The organism is Limnohabitans sp. (assembly GCF_044361645.1).
Lineage (GTDB): Bacteria > Pseudomonadota > Gammaproteobacteria > Burkholderiales > Burkholderiaceae_C > Limnohabitans_A.
In genome coordinates this window covers 1-20468 of record NZ_JBIKIL010000068.1, presented here as the reverse complement: position 1 = coordinate 20468, position 20468 = coordinate 1, and the positions used below count along the sequence as shown (strand labels likewise).

Sequence of the window (20468 nt, the reverse complement as noted above, 5' to 3'; positions counted from 1 at the left end):
AAAAAATTAATGCATTTATTGGAAAAACTTGAAAATCACCCAAGACGTCTCATAGAAATCAACAATAAGGTCTTGCTCGATAATTCAACTGCCCCCAAGCCTCCTCCAGCCGCTTAACCTACACCTGCTGTGGCGTGTGCAAAAGCAAAAACGCAGTCCCCAGTCTCCCGGGTACTGCGTTTTTTTTGCAAGCCCTCACGGACCTGCCCATCAATACACCGGCTGGTGCTGCTTCAAACTGTCCATCACTTCCGCCGTCAACACAAACCCCGCCCCATACAACCCCGCCAGTTCCGCGCAGCGCTTGGCAAACGCATCCACGCCCTGGCCATAGATGAACTGCAGCGCGCCGCCCGTCCAGGCCGGAAAGCCAATGCCGAAGATCGAGCCGATGTTGCCGTCGTGCACCGAGGTCAGCACGCCTTCTTGCAGGCAGCGGGCGGTCTCCACCGCCTGGCGGTACAGCAGGCGGTCTTTGATGTCTTGCGGGTTATAGGCCACGTCGGCTTTTTCAAAACGGGTTTTGAGTTCGGGCCACAGCGTCTTTTTTTGCCCTGCGGGGTAGTCGTAAAAACCACCGCCTGCGGCGCGGCCGGGGCGCTTGAATTCTTTGACCATGCGCTCGACCAACAGCTCACCGGGTGTGGCGGTGTGGGTTTTGCCTTCTTTGGCGAAGTCTTCACGGGTTTGGTCCAGCACATGCACCGACAGCGACAGCGCCGTTTCGTCCAGCACCGCCAGCGGGCCCACCGGCATGCCCACTTGCATGGCCAGGTTTTCGATCACAGGGGCGGGGATGCCCTCGCCCAGCATGGCCGCGCCTTCCATCACAAAGGTGCCAAAGGTGCGGCTGGTGTAAAAGCCGCGTGAGTCGTTCACCACAATCGGCAGCTTGCCCAGCGCCTGCACATAGTCAAACGCACGGGCGATGGTTTCGTCGTCGGTCTGCGCGCCGCGAATGATTTCCACCAGCTGCATCTTGTCGACGGGGCTGAAGAAATGGATGCCGACGAATTTGTGGGCATTGGCGCTGGCCGTGGCCAGGCCGCTGATGGGCAAGGTGGAGGTGTTGCTGGCAAAAAAGCCGCCTTCAATCAGCATGGGCTCGGCCTCTTGCGTGACGCGGGCTTTGAGCTCGCGGTTTTCAAACACAGCTTCGATGATCAGGTCGCAGCCCTTCAGGTCTTGCGCACTGGCGGTGGGCTGGATCAATGACAACAAGGCCGCTTGTTTGTCAGCCGCCATGCGGCCTTTGTCCACGCGCTTTTGCGTGAGCTTGTGGCTGTAGGCTTTGCCTTTTTCGGCGGCTTCAACGCTCACGTCTTTGAGCACCGAGGCGATGCCCCGGCTGGCTTGTGAATACGCAATGCCCGAGCCCATCATGCCCGCACCCAAAATGCCCACTTTTTGCGGCTTGTAGCGCGGCGCAGCCTTGGGGCGGCTTTGGCCACCCTTGATGCTGTTCATGTTGAAGAAGAAGGTGTTGATCATGTTGCGCGCCACCTGGCTGGTCATCAGACCTGCCAAGTAACGGCTTTCGATGCGCATGGCGGTGTCAAAGTCCACCATCGCGCCTTCGACCATGGCCGCCAGCGCCGCTTCGGGTGCGGGGTAGAGGCCACGCGTTTTTTGCTTGAGCACGGCCGGGGCCACGCTCAGCATGCCCGCGATCTTGGGGTTGCTGGGCGTGCCGCCGGGCATACGATAGTCCTTGCGGTCCCACACATGTTGCGCAGCTTCGGGCTGGCCTTGGGCTGCCGCGATGTGCGCCAAAGCGCGTGGGCGCAACTGCTCGTCGTTGGCCACGATCTCGTGTACCAGGCCCAGCTTTTGCGCCTCTTCGGGGCCAAAGAGTTGGCTTTCCAGCACATAGGGCTGTGCGGCCAGCAGACCCAGTTGGCGCGTCATCTTGGTGATGCCGCCAGCACCGGGAATCAAACCCAGTGTGACTTCGGGCAGACCGAATTGGGTTTTGGGGTTGGCCGTGGCGATGCGGTAGTGGCCGATCAAAGCCACTTCCCAGCCGCCGCCCAGCGCCGCGCCGTTGAGGCAACTGACCACCGGCACGCCCAGGGTTTCGATGGTGCGAAAGCTTTTCTTCATGCTTTCAATCTCGGCATAGACGCGCACACCGTCAGAGGCTTGTGAACGCATCACGCCCTTGAGGTCGGCCCCCGCAAAAAACGTGGTCTTGGCCGAGGCCAAGATGACGCCCTGGATGCTGGCCTTGTCTTGGCGCACCTGCTCGGCCGCCTGGGCCAAATCGGCCTGCCATTGCAGGCACATGGTGTTGACCGGCGAGCCCTGCTCGTCAAAGGTGATGGTGGCGATGCCGTCCGCCAGTTCGTAGCGCAGTGTTTTCAAAATCATGCTTTTGTCTCCTTCAGGAATGGGGGATGCGTCATTGCGAACGCCTTGTTGCTGTCATAGCGAGCACCTTGTTGCTGTCATGGCTCGCAGCTTTTGTTTCCGTCATTGCGAGCGAAGCGCGGCAATCCAGTTTCATTGCGAACGCCTTATTTCCGTCATTGCGAGCGAAGCGCGGCAATCCAGTGTTTGGATGAGCGCCGCAGCTGGATTGCCACGTCGCTTCGCTCCTCGCAATGACGAGGTCAGGGATTGTTGATTCGTCATAGCGAAAAAATGTTTCCTTCATTGCGAACGCCTTGTTGCTGTCATGGCGCACAGCTTTTGTTTCCGTCATGGCGAACGCCTTGTTGCTGTCGTGGTGCACAGCTTTTGTTTCCGTCATGGCGAGCACCTTGTTGCTGTCATGGCGAACGCCTTTTTGCTGTCATTGCGAGCGAAGCGCGGCAATCCAGTGTTTGAATGAGCGCTGCAGCTGGATTGCCACGTCGCTTCGCTCCTCGCAATGACTTTAAGGGTGTGTGGCAGATCGCTCCTCGCAATGACGTTGAGGGTGTGTTGCACATTGCTCCTTGCAATGACCGGGCTGTTGTTTGCACCGAGGAATACGTTGCAACTGCGGGCCTTAAATCCGCTCCACAATCGTGGCAATGCCCATGCCGCCACCCACACACAAAGTGGCCAAGCCGTAGCGCAACTTGCGGCGGTGCAGCTCGTCAATCAAGGTGCCCAAAATCATCGCGCCTGTGGCCCCCAGCGGGTGACCCATCGCAATCGCGCCGCCGTTCACATTCACCTTCTCGTGCGGCACATGCATCTCTTGCATGAACTTCATGGGCACGGCGGCAAAAGCCTCGTTCACCTCGAACAAATCGATCTGCTCAATCGTCAGCCCCGCCTTGGCCAGCGCCTTGCGGGCAGCCGGCATGGGGCCTGTGAGCATGATGGTCGGGTCCGCGCCCGACAAAGCCACAGCCACGATGCGCGCACGCGGTGTGAGGCCGTGGGTTTTGCCCGCAGCCTCCGAGCCGATCAGCACCGCCGCTGCGCCGTCCACAATGCCAGACGAGTTGCCCGCGTGGTGCACATGGTGGATGCGCTCGACCTGTGGGTAGCGCTGCAAGGCCACCGTGTCAAAACCCATGGCGCCCAGTTGCTCAAACGAGGCTTTCAGGCCGCCCAGTGTTTCCACGGTGGTCTGGGGTTTGATGAATTCGTCTTTCGCCAGGATGACTTGGCCCAGCTTGTCTTTGACCGGCACGACCGAGCCATCGAAGTAACCCGCCGCACGCGCCGCCGTGGCGCGCTTTTGCGACTCGACCGCGAAGGCATCGACATCGTGACGGCTGAAACCGCTCATGGTGGCGATCAAATCGGCCCCAATGCCTTGCGGCACAAACAGCGTGGCGCTGTTGGTTTCGGGGTCTTGTGCCCAAGCGCCGCCGTCCGCGCCAATCGGCACACGGCTCATGCTCTCCAAGCCACCGGCCACGACCAAGTCTTCCCAGCCGCTGCGCACCTTCATGGCGGCCATGTTGACCGCCTCCAGGCCCGAGGCGCAAAAGCGGTTGAGCTGCACGCCCGAGCAGCGCCAGTCCCAACCCGCCGCCAGCGCCGCCACTTTGGGGATGACCGAGCCCTGCTCACCAATCGGCGAGACCACGCCCATGACCACGTCGTCCACCGCAGCGGTGTCGAACTGGTTGCGGCTTTGCAGCTCGCGCAACACGCCTGAGAGCAAGCTGATGGGCTTGACTTCGTGCAGGCTGCCGTCTTTTTTGCCCTTGCCACGCGGTGTGCGTATGGCGTCGTAAACAAATGCTTCGGTCATGAAGGTCTCCTGGGGGTCATCAGGGGTTTGCCCTGTGTTGCGGGGTTTTTAAAAGAGTATAGACTTTTACCAAGCAAACGCTTTGTATAAATATTCCCTCTTCAGTCCAACAGGTGACAGCCATGATCGAACGCACCCTTTTCAACGCCGACCACGAAGCCTTTCGCGACAGCTTTCGCCGCTTCATGGACAAGGAAATCGCGCCCCACCACGAGGCCTGGGAAGAACAGGGCTTCGTGGACCGCGCCGTCTGGAACAAGGCCGGTGACAACGGCTTTTTGTGCATGACCCTGCCCGAGGCCTATGGCGGCTCGGACGCCGACAAACTGTATTCGGTGGTGCAGATGGAGGAACTCTCACGCGCAGGTTTTACCGGCATTGGCTACGGGCTGCACAGCGAAATCGTCGCGCCTTATCTGCTGCACTACGGCACCGAGGCACAAAAGCAAAAGTACCTGCCCAAGCTGGCCACTGGCGAGATGGTGGGTGCGATTGCCATGAGCGAACCGGCAGCGGGCTCGGACCTGCAGGGCGTGAAAACCTCGGCGCTCTTGCAGCCCGATGGCACTTACCTGATCAACGGCAGCAAAACCTTCATCACCAACGGCTGGCACGCCGACTTGGTGATTTTGGTGGCCAAGACCGACCCGGCTGCGGGCGCCAAAGGCACCAGCTTGTTTTTGATCGAGCGCGGCATGCCCGGCTTTAAAAAAGGCAAGCGCTTGAAGAAGCTGGGCCTCAAAGCCCAAGACACCTCCGAGCTGTTCTTTGACAACGTCAAGGTCAGCGCCGAGCAACTGCTGGGCGGCACGGCCATGCAGGGCAAGGGCTTTGTTTGCCTGATGGAGCAGCTGCCTTGGGAGCGCCTGCAAATCGCGATAGGCGGCATTGCCGCAGCGCAAGCGGCGATTGACTGGACGGTGCAATACGTGAAAGACCGCCAGGTGTTTGGCCAAGCCGTGGGCAACTACCAAAACACCCGCTACACCCTGGCCGAGCTGCAAACCGAGGTGCAAGTCGCCCGTGTGTTTGTGGACAAGTGCAGTGAGCTGCTGCTGCAAGACAAGCTCGACACGGCCACCGCCAGCATGGCCAAGTACTGGTGCTCAGACCTGCAATGCAAGGTGATGGACGAGTGCGTGCAGTTGCATGGCGGCTACGGCTACATGTGGGAATACCCCATCACCCGCGCCTATGCCGACGCCCGCGTGCAACGCATCTACGGCGGCACCAACGAGATCATGAAAGAAGTGATCTCGCGCAGCATGGGTTTGGCGGGGCGCTGAACGCATGACCGAGCTGGCCGAACCCAAACGCGCACGCGGTCGCCCCCGCAAAACCGAAGGCGAGCGCGACGACGGCAACCGCCGACAAGCGCTGATCTCGGCAGCGGCGCAGCTGTTTCACCGTCAGGGTTACGACGCCACCAGCACCCGCGAAATTGCGGCGCTGGTGGGCATGCAGCCGGGCTCGCCGTTTTACCACTTCGGCAACAAACAAGACCTGTTGCTGGCGGTGATGGTCGAGGGCATGAAACAAGCCAGCGAAAGGCAAGTGGCTGCCATCGCTTCACTGGCCAATGACCTGGCCCCAAGAGAACAGCTGCGCGCCTTGATCCGCAACCAGTTTGATGTGCTGCTGGGGCCAGACAGCGATTTCATTCCGGTGATGTTGTACGAATGGCGGTCACTCAGCCGCGAACAGCGCCAGACCATCACACAAATCAAAGACGGCTACGAAGCCGCCTGGACGCCGGTGTTGCAAGCGCTGCACACCAGCGGCCAGTTGCAGGCCCCGGTGCAGCTGGCGCGCTTGATGATTTTTGGTGCCCTCAACTGGGCGGTGCAGTGGTACCAGCCGCCCGCGCCGAAAGCCAAACAAAAAAGCTCCCCACGCGCATCGCTGGACGAATTGACCGATGCCGCAATGGCCTTGTTTTTGAGAGACCCCACATGACCCCCTCCACACCTTACCGATCGGTCTTTGCCCCCGGCCTGCTCACGGGCCAAGTGGTCCTGGTCACCGGTGGCGGCTCGGGCATTGGCCGCTGCACCGCGCACGAGCTGGCCAGCTTGGGCGCGCAGGTGGTGCTGGTGGGCCGCAAGCCCGACAAGCTGAGCGCCACAGCGCAAGAAATCGCGGGTGACGGTGGGAAAGCCTCTTGGCACAGCTGCGACATCCGGCGCGAAGACGATGTGAAAGCCATGGTCGGCCAAGTGGTGCAGCAGCAAGGTCGCATCCATGGCCTGGTCAACAACGCGGGCGGGCAGTACATCTCGCCGCTGGCCAGCACCAGCGCCAAAGGCTGGCAAGCGGTGATTGACACCAACCTCACCGGTGGTTTTTTGGTGGCGCGTGAATGCTTCAAGCAAAGCATGCAAACCCACGGCGGCGCGGTGGTCAACATCGTGGCCGACATGTGGGGCTCGATGCCGGGCATGGGCCACAGTGGTGCAGCGCGGGCGGGCATGGTCAGCTTCACCGAGACGGCGGCGCTTGAATGGGCCGCGCAAGGTGTGCGCGTGAACGCCGTGGCCCCGGGCTACATCGCCAGCAGCGGCATGGACCACTACCCGCCCGAAGCCGGAGAGATGCTGCGCGCCATGCGCCACACGGTGCCACAGGGCCGCTTTGGCACCGAGGCCGAAACCTCGGCCGCGATTGTGTTTTTGCTCTCGCCCGCCGCCAGCTTTGTGAGCGGCATGGTGCTGCGCGTGGACGGTGCCCGCCCGCAAATGCGCATGGGTTGGCAACAAGCCGTGGCCCCAGCCGATGTGCAAGCACGAGATGCGGTCAAAGCCTTTGACGGCTTTCACCGCGCCGTGACCCCCAAGGTCTTCCAATGAATTTCGAATCCACCTGGAACCCACACAGCCCCGTGGCCCAGCAGCGGCGCGAAGCCGCGCTGGCTCGCTTGGCGCAGTGGCATGCCCTGCAAGACCGCGCAGCGCTGGCCTCGGCCCAATCCAAACCGGTGTTCGACAAACGCGGGCAACTGCTGCCGCGTGAACGCGTGGCCTTGCTGCTGGACCCGGGTGCGTCCTTTTTGCCGCTGTGCGCCCTGGCGGGCTTCATGCAAGACACACCTGACCCGGCCAAGTCGGTGCCCGGCGGGGGCATGATCGCGGGTATTGGCTTTGTCGAAGGGGTGCGCTGCATGGTGGTGGCCAGCGACTCAGGGATAGAGGCCGGGGCGATTCAAGCGCGGGGCCTGGAAAAGATCTTGCGCGTGCAAGAGTTGGCCCTCGAGAACAAACTGCCTTTTGTGCACCTGGTCGAAAGCGCCGGTGCGAATTTGATGCAGTACAAGGTCGAGGGCTTTGTGCTGGGCGGCAGCTTGTTCCGCAACCTGGCGCGCCTGTCGGCGGCGGGCCTGCCCGTGCTCACGGTGCAGCATGGATCGGGCACGGCAGGCGGGGCCTACATGCCGGGGCTGAGCGACACGGTGATCATGGTGCGCGGCCGCTCGCGGGCGTTTTTGGCAGGGCCGCCTTTGCTCAAAGCCGCCACCGGCGAAGTGGCGACCGAAGAAGAACTGGGCGGGGCCGAGATGCACACCAGCATCTCGGGCCTGGGCGAATACCTGTGCGAAGACGACCGCCACGCGCTGGGCACGGCGCGTGATGTGGTGGCGCGCTGGGACTGGGCTGTGAACAAGGCACAGCGAGAGGCCCAGCCCCCGCGCTTTGAAGCCGAAGAACTGCTGGGCCTGATGCCTGCCCACCACCGCGAACCGGTCGACATGCGCGAAATCATCTTGCGCTTGGTCGATGGTTCAGACTTTTTGGAATTCAAACCCCTGTTCGGCGCGGCCACCGTGTGCGCGCAAGCCCGCATCGGCGGCCATGCGGTGGGCATCGTCAGCAACAACGGGCCGATCGACGTGGCCGGGGCCAACAAGGCCACGCACTTCATCCAGTGGATGTGCCAGCTGGGCCACCCGATTGTGTATTTGCAAAACACCACCGGCTACATGGTGGGCAAAGACAGCGAGCAAGGCGGCATGATCAAACACGGCTCCAAGATGATCCAGGCCGTGACCAGCGCCAGCGTGCCGCAGATCACCATCCAGTGTGGGGCCTCGTTTGGTGCGGGCAACTACGGCATGTGTGGCCGAGGTTTTGCGCCGCGCTTTTTGTTCAGCTGGCCAGGCGCCAAGACAGCGGTGATGGGCGGCGAGCAAGCCGCCCGCACCATGCAAATCGTGGCCGAAGCCGGCATGGCCCGCAAAGGCATCACGCCCGACCCCGACAAGATGCAGGCCCAGTTCGACAAGATCGTGGCCCTGTTTGAAGCACAAGCCGATGCCTTCTACACCAGCGGCCTGGTGCTGGACGACGGCGTGATCGACCCGCGTGACACCCGCAGCGTGCTGGGTTTTTGCCTGAACACCTGCTTGGAAGCTGCAAAGCGTCAACCCCGCGCCACCACCTTTGGTGTGGCACGGATGTGAGCCAACAGCCACGACACACCTGCACAAACTGCCATGACGAGCAAAACGCCAACTGTCATTGCGAGCGCAACGCAAACTGTCATTGCGAGCGAAGCGCGGCAATCCAGCATTGTGATGACAAGCGCAGCGCAAATTGCCATGACGAGCAAAACAAAAACTGTCATTGCGAGCGAAGCGCGGCAATCCAGCATTGTGATGACAAGCGAAGCGCAAATTGCCACGGCAGGCAAAGCGCCAGCTGTCATTGCGAGCGCAGCGTGGCAATCCAGCTGTAGCCCTGAAAGTACGATGGATCGCCGCGCTTCGCTCGCGATGACGGTGTTCTATTTTTCCCCATGTGAACCGCCACGGCAGGCCAGACACCAGTGCCACGGCAAACGAAGCAAAATTGCCACGGTAGGCAAAACACCATCTGTCATTGCGAGCGCAGCGTGGCAATCCAGCATTGTGATGACAAGCGAAGCGCAAATTGCCACACTAGGCAAAACACCAGCTGTCATTGCGAGCGCAGCGCGGCAATCCAGCTGCATCCCTGAAAGTACGATGGATCGCCGCGCTTCGCTCGCGATGACGGTGTTCTATTTTTCCCCATGTGAACCGCCACGGCAGACCCTATCCAAGCCTCAAACCCACTGAGACCCGCCATGCAATACACCCACGAACACCGCGAGATCCAAAACACGCTCAAGCGCTTCATCGAGGCCGAGATCAACCCCCATGTGGACGAGTGGGAGGCGGCCGAAATTTTTCCGGCGCATGAGGTCTTCAAGAAGATGGGCAACTTGGGCCTGCTGGGCCTGACCAAGCCCGAGGCCTATGGTGGTGCGGGCCTGGATTATTCGTACAGCATGGCCATGGCCGAGGCGCTGGGCCACATCGACTGCGGCGGCATCCCCATGGCCATAGGTGTGCAGACCGACATGGCCACGCCCGCGCTGGCGCGTTTTGGCGGCGACGAATTGCGTGCGCAGTTTTTGGCCCCAGCCATTGCGGGCGACATGGTGGGCTGCATCGGCGTGAGCGAGCCCAGCGCCGGCAGCGATGTGGCCGGCATCAAGACGGTGGCGCGCAAAGACGGCGACGACTACGTCATCACTGGCCAGAAGATGTGGATCACCAACAGCTTGCAGGCCGACTGGATGTGCATGTTGGTCAACACCGGCGAGGGTCCGAGCGCAGCGGGCAACAATCCACATAAAAACAAAAGCCTGGTCATGGTGCCCATGCGCGAAAACGGCAAGCTGTTGCCCGGCATCGAGGTGGGCAAGAAGATCAAAAAAATCGGCATGAACAGCAGCGACACGGGCCTGATTTATTTTGACGAAGTGCGGGTGCCGCAGCGCTACCGCATCGGGGCCGAGGGCCAGGGCTTCATCTACCAAATGCAGCAGTTCCAGGAAGAGCGCCTGTGGTGCGCGGCCAGCACGCTGCAGTCGCTGAGCAATTGCATTCAGTGGACGGTGGACTGGGCGCAAGAGCGCAAGCTGTTTGGCAGCACGCTGGCCGATCAGCAGTGGGTGCAGTTCAAGCTGGCCGAGCTCAAGGCCGATGTGGAGTGCTTGCGCGCCCTGACCTACCAAGCCTGTGAACATTACGTGGCCGGTGAAGACGTGACCGAGTGGGCCACCATGGCCAAGCTCAAAGCCGGCCGCCTGAACCGGGTGGTGCCCGACACCTGCCTGCAGTTTTGGGGCGGCATGGGTTTTACTTGGGAAAACAAGGTCTCGCGCATGTACCGCGATGGCCGTTTGGCGTCGATTGGCGGTGGTGCCGACGAGGTCATGTTGGGCATTTTGGCCAAGAGCATGGGCATTGCCAAGCGGCCACAAAAATGAGCAGCGCATTGTTGATCGAACGCCAGGACGCGGTCGAGACCTGGACGCTGAACGACCCGGCCTCGCGCAACGCTTTGAACGATGCCATGGTGTCGGCATTGTTAGGCGCTTGTGCACGTGCTGCGCAAGACCCCACGCTGCGCACCGTGGTGCTGACCGGCGCAGGCGGTGCGTTTTGCGCAGGTGGCAGTTTGGGCGGCTTTGCCAGCCTGATCGGCCAGCCCTTGCAGACTGGCCAAACCGACCCGCTGCTGGCCATGAACCGCAGCTTTGGCGACCTGCTGCATGCCCTGTCTGCCCTGCCCCAGCTGCTGGTGTGCCGGGTCGATGGTGCGGCCATGGGCGGCGGCTTTGGCCTGGTGTGTTGCGCCGACCATGTGCTGGCCACAGCGCGCTCGGTGCTGGGCACGCCCGAGGTCACGCTGGGCCTGCCGCCTGCGCAGATTGCGCCTTTTGTGTGGCAACGCCTGGGCGAGAGCGCCGCGCGCCAGTGCTTGCTGCAAGGCCTGAGCTACACCGCCGCACAAGCCCTGCAAGTGGGCTTGGTGCATGAAGTGATCGAAGAGGACAGCGATGCAGCCTGGCAACAAACGCTGAGCCGCCTGATGCGCGCCGCACCCGGCGCGGTGGCCAGCACCAAACAATTGCTGCATCAGCTGCGCGGCCCGGTGCCTGACCTGCGCTATGAGGCGGCGCAAGCTTTTGCACAAGGCCTGCGCAGCGCCGAAGCCGTGCAAGGCCTGGCCGCGTTTGCACGCCGACAGCCAGCGCCTTGGACACTGTCTGGCAAGGACTCAGCATGACATCGACCTTGCCCAACACCGTCACCCGCTTGTTGATCGCCAACCGGGGCGAGATCGCCCGCCGGGTGATCCGCACCGCCCGCCACATGGGCATCCAGACCGTGGCCGTTTATTCAGACGCCGACCGCGACGCCCTGCATGTGCACGAAGCCGACACCGCTGTCGGTTTGGGCGGCAGTTTGTCGGCCGACTCGTACTTGCGCATCGACAAACTGCTGGCCGCCGCGCAGGCCAGCGGGGCCGATGCCGTGCATCCGGGTTATGGTTTTTTGAGTGAGAACGCCGAGTTTGCGCAAGCCGTGATCGGCGCGGGCCTGACCTGGGTGGGGCCACCGCCTGCGGCCATCCACGCACTGGGCAGCAAGTCGGCCGCCAAAGCGCTGGCCATGGCACACGGCGTGCCTTGTCTGCCGGGCTACTTTGGAACAGACCAAAGCGACGCCACCTTCACAGCGCAAGCCGAGCAGCTGGGCTTGCCGCTGATGGTGAAAGCCGTGGCCGGGGGTGGCGGGCGCGGCATGCGCCTGGTGACCGACATGGCGCAGCTGCTGCCCGCACTGCACAGCGCCCGCTCTGAAGCCCTGGCCGGTTTTGGCAACGGCGACTTGCTGATGGAGCGCGCCTTGCTGCGCCCCCGCCACATCGAGGTGCAGATCATGGCCGATGCACACGGCCACTGCATCCACCTGGGCGAGCGCGACTGCTCGGTGCAGCGGCGGCACCAAAAGATCATCGAAGAATCACCCAGCCCGGCGGTGAACCCTGCGCTGCGCGAGCAGCTCGGCCAAGCAGCGATTGCGCTGGCGCAATCGGCCGGCTATGTGGGCGCGGGCACGGTGGAATTTTTGCTGGACGAGACCCAAGCCAACAAGCCGTTTTATTTGATGGAGATGAACACCCGTTTGCAGGTGGAACACCCGGTGACCGAAATGCTGACGGGCCTGGATTTGGTCGAGTGGCAGCTGCGCATCGCACGCGGCGAAGCGCTGCCGCTGGCACAAGCCGATGTGCGCTTGCAAGGCCATGCCATCGAGGTGCGGCTGTGCGCCGAAGACGCGCACTTCACGCCGCAGACCGGCACGGTGCAAGCCTTTGCCGCGCCAGCGGGTTTGCGCTTTGACCATGCACTGCATCTGGGCGCGGTGGTCACGCCGCACTACGACGCCATGCTGGGCAAGCTGATCGCCCACGCGCCCACACGCCAAGAAGCCATAGCCCGCCTGAGCGCAGGCCTGAACCAGACCACGGTGCTGGGCCTGCCGACCAACCGGGCCTTCTTGGCCGCGTGCTTGGCGCACCCGGTGTTCCGTGCGGGCGAGGCCTTGATTCCGTTTTTGGCCGAGCAGGCCGATGCACTGCGCCAAAGCCTGCAAGCCACGGGCGATGCACCCAGCGTGGCCGCACTGGCCGTGCTGTATGCAAGCCATGCGCCCGCTGCCGCGCTGCCCTGCCCGTTCCAGCGGCCTGTGCGCATGGGCTTGGACGATGGGGTCTTGTCACTGCGCCTGCAGGAGATGGGCCAGGGAAAAGTGCGCCTTGAAACCGGCGATGCCATACACGAGGCGCAGATTCACGAGGCGCACATTCACGAGGCGCACATTCAACGCAGCGGCGATCTGCAGCACATCACGCTGAACGGCTGCCTCTGGCAAGCCCGCGTGCTGGCCTGCCCTGGCGCTGTAAAACGCTGGCATGTGCAACTGCAAGGACCGCAATGCGTGGAGCTGTGGCTCAGCGACCAAAGCCACAGCGCACCCAGCACCGGTGCCAGCGCCCAAGCGGCGCAGGCTTTGCGCGCACCCTTCAACGGCAAGCTGATCGCGCTGCATGTGCAAGAAGGGCAGCAGGTCCAACAAGGCGATGCCGTGCTGGTGATTGAATCGATGAAGCTGGAGCACATTTTGTGCGCCCCGCGTGATGCGCTGGTGCACAGCATTTCGGCCAGTGTGGGCCAACAAGTGAGCCCCGGCCAGTTGCTGGTGCAATGGAAGGACGCCGCATGAACACCGCCGATGGCCGCGCTGGATTGATACCCGACTTCACAGACGAAGACCTGCAAAGCCTGCAAACCACGGTGCAACGCTTTGCCAAGCAGGCCATCGCCCCGCATGTGGCCGCTTGGGAAGAAGCCGGTCAGTTCGACCGCTCGCTCTACACCCAAGCCGCCCAGCTGGGCTTGCTGGGCCTGGGCTACCCCGAGCACCTGGGCGGCACGCCCGCGCCCTGGCGTGCGCGCAATATGCTGTCGCAAAGCTTGGCGCGCTTCGGCGGCAGCGGTGGCGTGATGGCCAGCCTGTTTTCTCACAACATCGGCCTGCCCCCGGTCATGGCGCACGGCAGCGCCGCCTTGCAAGCCGAAGTGGTGCCACCGGTGCTGCGCGGCGAGCGCATCGCCGCGCTGGCCATCACCGAACCCGGTGGCGGCTCCGACGTGGCCAGCCTGCGCACCACCGCCCGCGCCGATGGGGCCGACTATGTGATCGACGGCGAAAAAGTGTTCATCACCTCGGGCCTGCGCGCCGACTGGATCACCCTGGCCGTGCGCACCGACCCGGCCAGCAAGGGAGCCAGCGGCCTCTCGATGCTGGTGGTGCCCGGCGACACACCCGGCATCTCGCGCACGCGCCTGCACAAAATGGGCTGGCACAGCTCAGACACGGCGCAGCTGCATTTCGAGGGTGTGCGTGTGCCCCAGCGTTACCGCCTGGGCGATGAAGGCTCGGGCTTCAAAATGATCATGGGCAACTTCAACGGCGAACGCTTGGCCATGGCGGCCATGGCGCTGGGCTTTGCGCAGGCTTGTTTTGACGAGGCGCTGGACTGGGCACGCCAGCGCCAGACCTTTGGCGCGGCTTTGATTGAACGCCAAGTGGTGCGCCACAAGCTGATGGACATGCAAATGCGCATCTCGTCCACGCAAGCTTGGGTCGATGCCGTGACGCAACAAGCTGATGCGGGCCAGACCGGTGCCCCATGGGTGGCGCAGGTCTGCCTGCTGAAAAACCACGCCACCCAAACCATGCAGTTTTGCGCCGATGCCGCCGTGCAGATGCTGGGGGCCATGGGCTACATGCGCGGCACCGTGAGCGAGCGGGTGTACCGCGAAGTGAAAGTGATGATGATCGGCGGCGGGGCCGAGGAGATCATGAAAGAGCTGGCGGCCAAGCAACTGGGGATTTGAGCGCTGAGCCCGCCATCATGAGACGTCCGGGCGCAGACCGGGGGCCTGCTGCGCTGGCACTGCCACCCCAGGGGCCGCAGCTGCAGCGCGTTTCAGCCGTTTGTCCCGCTCGCCACGGTAAAGCCCAATGCCTCGGCAAGCTGGGCAGTCATCGATCTCCACCCCCTGGCGTTTGGCCATGACCAAGTGGGTGTCGGTACACGTGGGCATTTCGTGTTGATTCCTTTGAATTTGGACAGACGCAACAGGGGGATCAAACCTTCATGCATTGCCTTGCATCGTCTGGCAGTGCCCACCCTGAAGCCGACATGGGCCAGAGCCCGTCCAACTGACCTGTGGTGCAGTCGAAATGAGAGCCGACTCTGAGCGCATGATTGATCCCTTAAAAACTGATAATGGCTAATCAACCCTCTCAAAATATCTACCCATGCGCACCACCTTCAACTACAAGCACTTGTATTACTTTTGGGTCGTCGCCAAAGAAGGCGGCATCACCCGGGCGGCCGACAAACTCGACATGGCCGTGCAAACTGTGAGCGCCCAAGTGCGCGAACTGGAACGCTCCCTGGGCTACGCTTTGCTCAAACCCGCTGGGCGCGGCCTGGTGTTGACCGATGCCGGGATGGCCGCCATGCAACAAGCCGACCAGATTTTTCAGTTGGGCGAAAACCTGCCTGCGCTGGTGCGTGACGCGGTCAGCTCGCCCACCGTGCGGTTGGCCGCAGGCATTTCAGACGGTCTGCCCAAACTGGTGGTGCGCCGCCTGATGCAACCCGTGATGGGCGAGCCGCATCTGCGCTTGCTCTGCCACGAGGGTGAATTCGACGACCTGCTGGGGGACCTGGCCCTGCACCGCCTGGACGTGGTGCTCTCAGACCGCCCCGCGCCGGGCCATGCCAACATCAAGCTCTACAACCATGCGCTGGGCACCTCCCTCGTGTCTTGGTATGGCACGGCTGCACTGGTCAAGTCGGCCAAAAAGAAGTTTCCGGCCAGCCTGGCCGATGTGCCGGTGCTGCTGCCCACCGGCCACACCGCCGTGCGCGCCCGGCTGGACCATTGGTTTGAACAGCACAGCATCCGCCCGCGCATCGTGGGCGAATTTGAAGACAGCGCCTTGCTCAAGACCTTTGGCGAAAGCGGCATGGGCGTGTTCCCGGCGGCTGAGTGGGTGCACGACGAGCTGCTGGCGCACTACGATGTGCAGCGCCTGGGCGCTTGCGAAGGCGTAAAGGAAAACTTTTTCGCGATCGGCACCGAAAAGAAAGTGCAACACCCGCTGGTGCAGCGGCTTTTGCAGGTCAGCGACACGGCCGCTTGAAAAGCTGCAGCATCAGACGCTGCAGCTTGCGACGATAAAAAGCCCCCAGGGCTTGAGGCCCCGGAGGCATGTTCAAAGGCATGTTCACCGACTTGTCAGGCCGCCCAGCGCATCAGGTCTTGGCCGAACGCACACTCAGCAACATGGTCGCGGCCAAAATACCGACCACCACACCCAGCGAGATGCCGACCGGGATCTTGTACACATCGATCAAACACATCTTGGTGCCGATGAACACCAAAATGATGGCCAAACCGTAGTTGAGCAAGTGGAACTTGTTGGCCACCGCCGCCAGCAAAAAGTACATGGCGCGCAAACCCAAAATGGCGAACACGTTGCTGGTCAGCACGATGAAGGGGTCCGAGGTGATCGCAAAAATTGCCGGGATCGAATCCACCGCAAAGATCACGTCCGTCAAAGCGATCAAGCAAATCACCATGAACAAGGGCGTGGCAATCTTCTGGCCGTTCTCGATGGTCCAGAATTTTTCACCATCGTAGTTTTTGCTGACCGGCAGCACCTTGCGCAGGAGTTTGAGCGCCGGGTTGTCTTCCAGATCAGGCTCCTGGCCTGCAGCCCACCACATCTTCACACCGGTGAGGATCAGGAAAGCGCCGAACACGTACAAGATCCAATGAAACTCGGACAACAACCACCCCCCCACCAAAATCATGATGGTGCGCAGCACGATGGCCCCGATGATGCCGATCATGAGCACGCGTTTTTGAAAGTGCGAGGGCACGGCAAAGTAGGTGAAGATCATCAGGAAGACAAAGATGTTGTCTACCGCCAATGATTTTTCAATCAGGTAACCGGTCAGGAACTCCAGCGATTTGGTGTTGGCGATCTCCACCGAGCCCGTGGTGTCGCGGATGGCGAACCAAAACAAACCGTTGAACAAAAAGCTCAAGGCAATCCAGACCAGCGACCAGTTGAGCGCTTCCTTGACGCCGATGTCGTGGGCGCCCTGCTTTTTGAGCACCACAAAGTCCACAAACAAAGACACCAACACAATGGCCACAAAAGTGAGCCATAACCAAAGAGGGGCAACGGTTTCCATAAAGACCTTTTCATTCAGCCATCTGCATCCAAAGCACTGCTGGGGCATCAGCTGTCATTGCCCCGTCAGCGAAAGGATTGGAGTCTATTGCAGAAGGGGCAATTTATGACTGAATTAAAAGGCTTAATAGTTCGTAAAAAACTGAGTATTTGGCTCAATTTTTCTGAGTCGAAGACCCCGAATGAGTGCACCAAAAAAAAGCCGCCAGACCCTTGCGGGTGCTGACGGTCCATGCGATGCAGCGCCTGCTGCGGGCTTTACTTTTTATCGCTGAAATAAGCCGATGTCACTTTCCAGCGGCCATCGGTGATTTGCGACATGCGCGAGGCATTGCTGCCCAAACGCTTGGTGGGGCTGAAGCTCATCTGGCCAGTACCGAAAATATCGGGCGGGATGACCATGGTGTCCATGGCTTTGATGATGCTTTCGGTGCTCAGGTTGGCCCCGGATTTATCCACTGCGCGCAAGAACGCGTCGATGGCGTTGTAGCCATAGACCGAGAACACCGTCGGGTCTTCATTGAACTTGGTCTTGTACTTGTTGGCCCAGAAACGGATGGGCTGTGCGGCCTCGTCCAGATAAGGGTGCTGGGTCGACATGGTGGCGTAAAAGCCGTTCATGGCGGGGCCACCGAGTTTGTGGATCAAGTCGGTGTAAGCGGCGCTCGAACCCATGAAGGTGGGGTTAAAGCCCAAACGGCGCGCGGTGGCAATGCCGCCAATGGTCTCTCGGATGATGGTGCCCATAACCACAAAATCACATTTAGACGATGCGAGTTTTTGCATTTGCGATGCGAAATCGGTGGCACCACGCTTGTAGGTGGTGACTTCGGTGAACTGCATGCCGATGGCTTTCAGGCCCGCCTCTGCACCCCGGAAAACTTCCAGGCCAAATTCATCGTCTTGGTGCATGGCGCAAATTTGCTTGGCGTTTTTCTCTTTGATCAGGATGGGCAAACCCAAGCGCATCTGGTCATAGTAGGTGGCAGCAAACGAGTATTTCAATTTGTGAAAGGGCTCGTACATTTCGCGAGCGGCCGTGACGGGGAAGAAGTTAATCACGTTTTTCTGAAACTGCACCGGCATGGCCGCCATGTTTTGGGCCGTGCCGATGTGGCCAATCATGGCGAAAATTTTGTCTTGGTTGACCAGTTTTTGCGCCGCCAGCACGGCGCGGCGTGGGTCGTAGGCCGAGTCTTCCACCAACAATTTGAACTTGCGGCCATGCAAGCCACCTTGCTCGTTGGCTTCGTCCACGCGCAGCATCATGCCCAAGCGCACCTGCTTGCCAAAGCCCGCCAGCGGGCCCGACAAATCCTGGATGGAGCCGAGCACGACTTCGTTTTTGGACACACCTTGCGATTTTTGGGCCATGGCTGCGCCAGTGGTCAAGGCCATCGCCGTGGCGATGAGGCAAAGTTTGAATTTCATGTTGCAAGTCTCCTGTTGTAGAAAAGGGTGGGGGAAATCAGCGGTACATCGCCTCAATTTGAGGCGCGTATTTTTTCTCAACCAATTTGCGCTTGAGCTTCATGGTGGGGGTCAGCTCTTCGTCTTCGGCGCTGAGCTGCGTGTCGAGCAGCCAGAATTTTTTGATCTGCTCGACGCGGGCGAACTTCTTGTTCACGCGGTCCACTTCGGCTTGGATCAGGCCTTGCACTTCAGCGCTGTGTGTCAAACTGGCGTAGTTGGAAAACGGCACGTCGTGGTCTTGCGCGTATTTCTCGACGTTTTCTTGGTCAATCATGACGATCACAGTCAGGTAAGCCCGCTTGTCGCCCACCACCACCGCATCGGTGACGTAGGGCGAGAATTTGAGTTCATTTTCCAGCTCGCTGGGGGTGATGTTTTTGCCGCCAGCCGTGATGATGATGTCTTTCATGCGATCGGTGATGCGGAAAAACCCTTCCTCATCCACCACACCCACGTCGCCGGTGTGCAGCCAGCCCTCGGCGTCGATGGTTTCGGCGGTCTTCTCGGGCAGGTTCAGGTAACCCATGAACACATTGGGGCCACGCACCAGAATTTCGCCGGTCACGGGATCCAAGCGCATCTCGTTGTAATCGGCGGCCGGTCCAATCGAGCCGGGTTTGATGCGGTTGGCCGGCACGCCCGTGGCGGCACCACAGGTTTCGGTCATGCCCCAGACCTCCAACATAGGCAAACCCAGGGCCAAGTACCAACGCACCAAATCGGGCGAGATGGGGGCCGCCCCCGTGACCAAAAAGCGCGCCCGGTGGATGCCGATCAACTTGCGCACATTGTTCAGCGCCAGCAAGCGGGCCGCATGAAAGCGCCAGCGCAGGCTGTGCGGCACCGGCTGACCCTGCAAGACCAAGGCCGCCACTTGGTGGCCCACCCCGATGCTCCAGCCATAAACGGCTTGCTGCAAAGCGCTGGCCTCTTTCAAAGAGATCATCACACCCGAGTAAAACTTTTCCCAGACGCGCGGCACCGCCGTGAACACCGTGGGCGCGATCTCGCGCACGTTTTCGGGCACGGTCTCGGGGTTTTCGACAAAGTTGAGCTTGGCGCCGGTGTACATCGAGAAATACTCGCCCCCCATGCGCTCGGCAATGTGGCACAGCGGCAAAAAGCACATGCACTCGTCGCGCTCGTCGCGCGCGATCAGGGTGTTGTAGCCGCGCACGGTGTAGACCAACCCATGGTGGCTGTGCATGCCGCCCTTGGGCTTGCCGGTGGTGCCCGAGGTGTAGACCAAAATGGCCAGCTCTTCGGGCTTGCAAGCAGCGCTGCGCTGCATGAGCATGTCGGGGTGGGTTTGGGCGTGTTCGCGGCCCAGGGCTTGGAGTTGTTTCAGGCTGATGACCTGCGGATCGTGGAAGTCGCGCAGGCCGTCCATGTCGAACACCACAATTTTTTGCAGCAGCGGCAAGCTGTCTCGCACGGCCAGGGCCTTGTCGAGCTGCTCGTCGTCTTCGACAAACAGCACGCGGGTGCCCGAGTCTTCGCACAGGTAATGCACTTGCTCGGCCGCGTCGGTGGGGTAGATGCCGTTGGACACACCGCCTGCGCTGAGGGTGGCCAGGTCGCACAGCACCCACTCGATGTTGGTGTTGGACAAGATGGAGGCGGTGTGCCGCGCCTCAAAGCCCAGCGCCAGCAGGCCGTGGCCGATCTCGCGCACGGCTTGAGCGGTCTTGTCCCAGGTCCAGCTGCGCCAGATGCCCAGTTCTTTTTGACGCATCCACACCTTCGGGCCGCGTGCAGCCGCCGCGTTCCAGAAGATGGCGGGGATGGTCTCGCCCGCCATGACCACATTTTTTTGCGGCGTGATGCCCGAGGTGTCCCAGAGTTGGCTCATGTCTTATCTCCAGGTTTTCTTCTTTTTCCAGCGGCGGTCGGCGCGCACGCCCTCTTCTTTAAGCCCCAAATAAAACTCCTTGATGTCGTCTTTTTCACGCAAGCGGGCGCAACTGTCTTCCATCACGATGCGGCCGTTTTCCAGCACATAGCCATAGTCGGCCGCATTCAGCGCCATGTTGGCGTTTTGCTCAACCAACAACAAGGTGGTGCCCCGTTCGCGGTTGATGCGCACCACGATCTCAAAAATCTCTTTGGTCAATTTGGGCGACAGGCCCAAGCTGGGTTCGTCCA

Annotated in this window: 17 protein-coding genes and 1 pseudogene; 10 read left to right on the top strand and 8 right to left on the bottom strand. The window is 61.2% G+C overall.

The features are described 5' to 3' along the window. Positions 1–210 precede the first annotated feature (210 nt). The 3 genes from ACIQ39_RS11760 to ACIQ39_RS11750 all read right to left on the bottom strand — a co-directional run bounded on the left by ACIQ39_RS11760 (position 211) and on the right by ACIQ39_RS11750 (position 4198). On the bottom strand, positions 211–2364 hold the full coding sequence (locus ACIQ39_RS11760; RefSeq protein ID WP_396434791.1) for a 3-hydroxyacyl-CoA dehydrogenase NAD-binding domain-containing protein: 2154 nt from the start codon (positions 2362–2364) through the stop codon (positions 211–213). 37 nt (positions 2365–2401) lie between these two features. Continuing rightward, entirely contained in the window at positions 2402–2752 is a 351-nt protein-coding gene (locus ACIQ39_RS11755) for a hypothetical protein (RefSeq protein ID WP_396434790.1), read from the bottom strand. Positions 2753–2992: 240 nt separating this feature from the next. Further along, positions 2993–4198, bottom strand: a complete 1206-nt coding sequence (locus ACIQ39_RS11750) for an acetyl-CoA C-acetyltransferase (RefSeq protein WP_396434789.1) — start codon at positions 4196–4198, stop codon at positions 2993–2995. A 122-nt stretch (positions 4199–4320) separates the two neighbouring features. On the opposite strand from ACIQ39_RS11750, the gene ACIQ39_RS11745 reads away from it, so the two are divergent. Genes ACIQ39_RS11745 through ACIQ39_RS11705 form a run of 9 tightly spaced genes read left to right on the top strand, consistent with a single transcriptional unit; the run spans position 4321 to position 14470 of the window. Further along, complete coding sequence (locus ACIQ39_RS11745; RefSeq protein WP_396434788.1) at positions 4321–5484, top strand: acyl-CoA dehydrogenase family protein; 1164 nt, start codon at positions 4321–4323, stop codon at positions 5482–5484. Positions 5485–5488: 4 nt separating this feature from the next. Beyond that, positions 5489–6154, top strand: a complete 666-nt coding sequence (locus ACIQ39_RS11740) for a TetR/AcrR family transcriptional regulator (RefSeq protein ID WP_396434787.1) — start codon at positions 5489–5491, stop codon at positions 6152–6154. Next, positions 6151–7044: an SDR family oxidoreductase gene (locus ACIQ39_RS11735; protein WP_396434786.1), complete on the top strand. Its 894-nt coding sequence runs from the start codon at positions 6151–6153 to the stop codon at positions 7042–7044. The genes ACIQ39_RS11740 and ACIQ39_RS11735 overlap by 4 nt, the downstream gene beginning before the upstream one ends. Beyond that, positions 7041–8651, top strand: a complete 1611-nt coding sequence (locus tag ACIQ39_RS11730) for an acyl-CoA carboxylase subunit beta (protein ID WP_396434785.1) — start codon at positions 7041–7043, stop codon at positions 8649–8651. Before ACIQ39_RS11735 ends, ACIQ39_RS11730 begins: the two co-directional genes overlap by 4 nt. Before the next feature lie 33 nt (positions 8652–8684). Beyond that, positions 8685–9287, top strand: coding sequence for a hypothetical protein (locus ACIQ39_RS11725; RefSeq protein ID WP_396434784.1), 603 nt, complete (start codon positions 8685–8687; stop codon positions 9285–9287). A gap of 8 nt (positions 9288–9295) precedes the next feature. Continuing rightward, positions 9296–10486, top strand: coding sequence for an acyl-CoA dehydrogenase family protein (locus tag ACIQ39_RS11720; RefSeq protein WP_396434783.1), 1191 nt, complete (start codon positions 9296–9298; stop codon positions 10484–10486). Then, positions 10483–11289 (top strand): enoyl-CoA hydratase/isomerase family protein, encoded by an 807-nt coding sequence (locus ACIQ39_RS11715; RefSeq protein ID WP_396434782.1) that lies wholly within the window; start codon positions 10483–10485, stop codon positions 11287–11289. Before ACIQ39_RS11720 ends, ACIQ39_RS11715 begins: the two co-directional genes overlap by 4 nt. Next, on the top strand, positions 11286–13292 hold the full coding sequence (locus ACIQ39_RS11710) for an acetyl/propionyl/methylcrotonyl-CoA carboxylase subunit alpha (RefSeq protein WP_396434781.1): 2007 nt from the start codon (positions 11286–11288) through the stop codon (positions 13290–13292). The genes ACIQ39_RS11715 and ACIQ39_RS11710 overlap by 4 nt, the downstream gene beginning before the upstream one ends. Further along, positions 13289–14470 (top strand): acyl-CoA dehydrogenase family protein, encoded by a 1182-nt coding sequence (locus ACIQ39_RS11705; protein WP_396434780.1) that lies wholly within the window; start codon positions 13289–13291, stop codon positions 14468–14470. The genes ACIQ39_RS11710 and ACIQ39_RS11705 overlap by 4 nt, the downstream gene beginning before the upstream one ends. 15 nt (positions 14471–14485) lie before the next feature. Here the strand turns inward: ACIQ39_RS11705 and ACIQ39_RS11700 are convergent, their stop codons facing one another. Then, positions 14486–14680 (bottom strand): zf-TFIIB domain-containing protein, encoded by a 195-nt coding sequence (locus tag ACIQ39_RS11700; protein ID WP_396434779.1) that lies wholly within the window; start codon positions 14678–14680, stop codon positions 14486–14488. A gap of 217 nt (positions 14681–14897) precedes the next feature. Between ACIQ39_RS11700 and ACIQ39_RS11695 the strand changes: the two genes are divergently transcribed. Beyond that, positions 14898–15791, top strand: a complete 894-nt coding sequence (locus ACIQ39_RS11695; protein WP_396434778.1) for a LysR family transcriptional regulator — start codon at positions 14898–14900, stop codon at positions 15789–15791. A gap of 112 nt (positions 15792–15903) precedes the next feature. Here the strand turns inward: ACIQ39_RS11695 and ACIQ39_RS11690 are convergent, their stop codons facing one another. The 4 genes and pseudogenes from ACIQ39_RS11690 to ACIQ39_RS11675 all read right to left on the bottom strand — a co-directional run. Beyond that, complete coding sequence (locus ACIQ39_RS11690) at positions 15904–16851, bottom strand: TerC family protein (protein ID WP_396434777.1); 948 nt, start codon at positions 16849–16851, stop codon at positions 15904–15906. Positions 16852–17108: 257 nt separating this feature from the next. Beyond that, positions 17109–18281 carry an ABC transporter substrate-binding protein gene (locus ACIQ39_RS11685; protein WP_396434776.1) on the bottom strand — a complete coding sequence of 391 codons (1173 nt, stop codon included), beginning with the start codon at positions 18279–18281 and terminating at the stop codon, positions 17109–17111. A gap of 37 nt (positions 18282–18318) precedes the next feature. Next, positions 18319–20175 (bottom strand): AMP-dependent synthetase/ligase, encoded by a 1857-nt coding sequence (locus ACIQ39_RS11680; RefSeq protein WP_396434775.1) that lies wholly within the window; start codon positions 20173–20175, stop codon positions 18319–18321. A gap of 3 nt (positions 20176–20178) precedes the next feature. Continuing rightward, positions 20179–20468: pseudogene (locus ACIQ39_RS11675) on the bottom strand (ABC transporter ATP-binding protein); the annotation flags it as partial.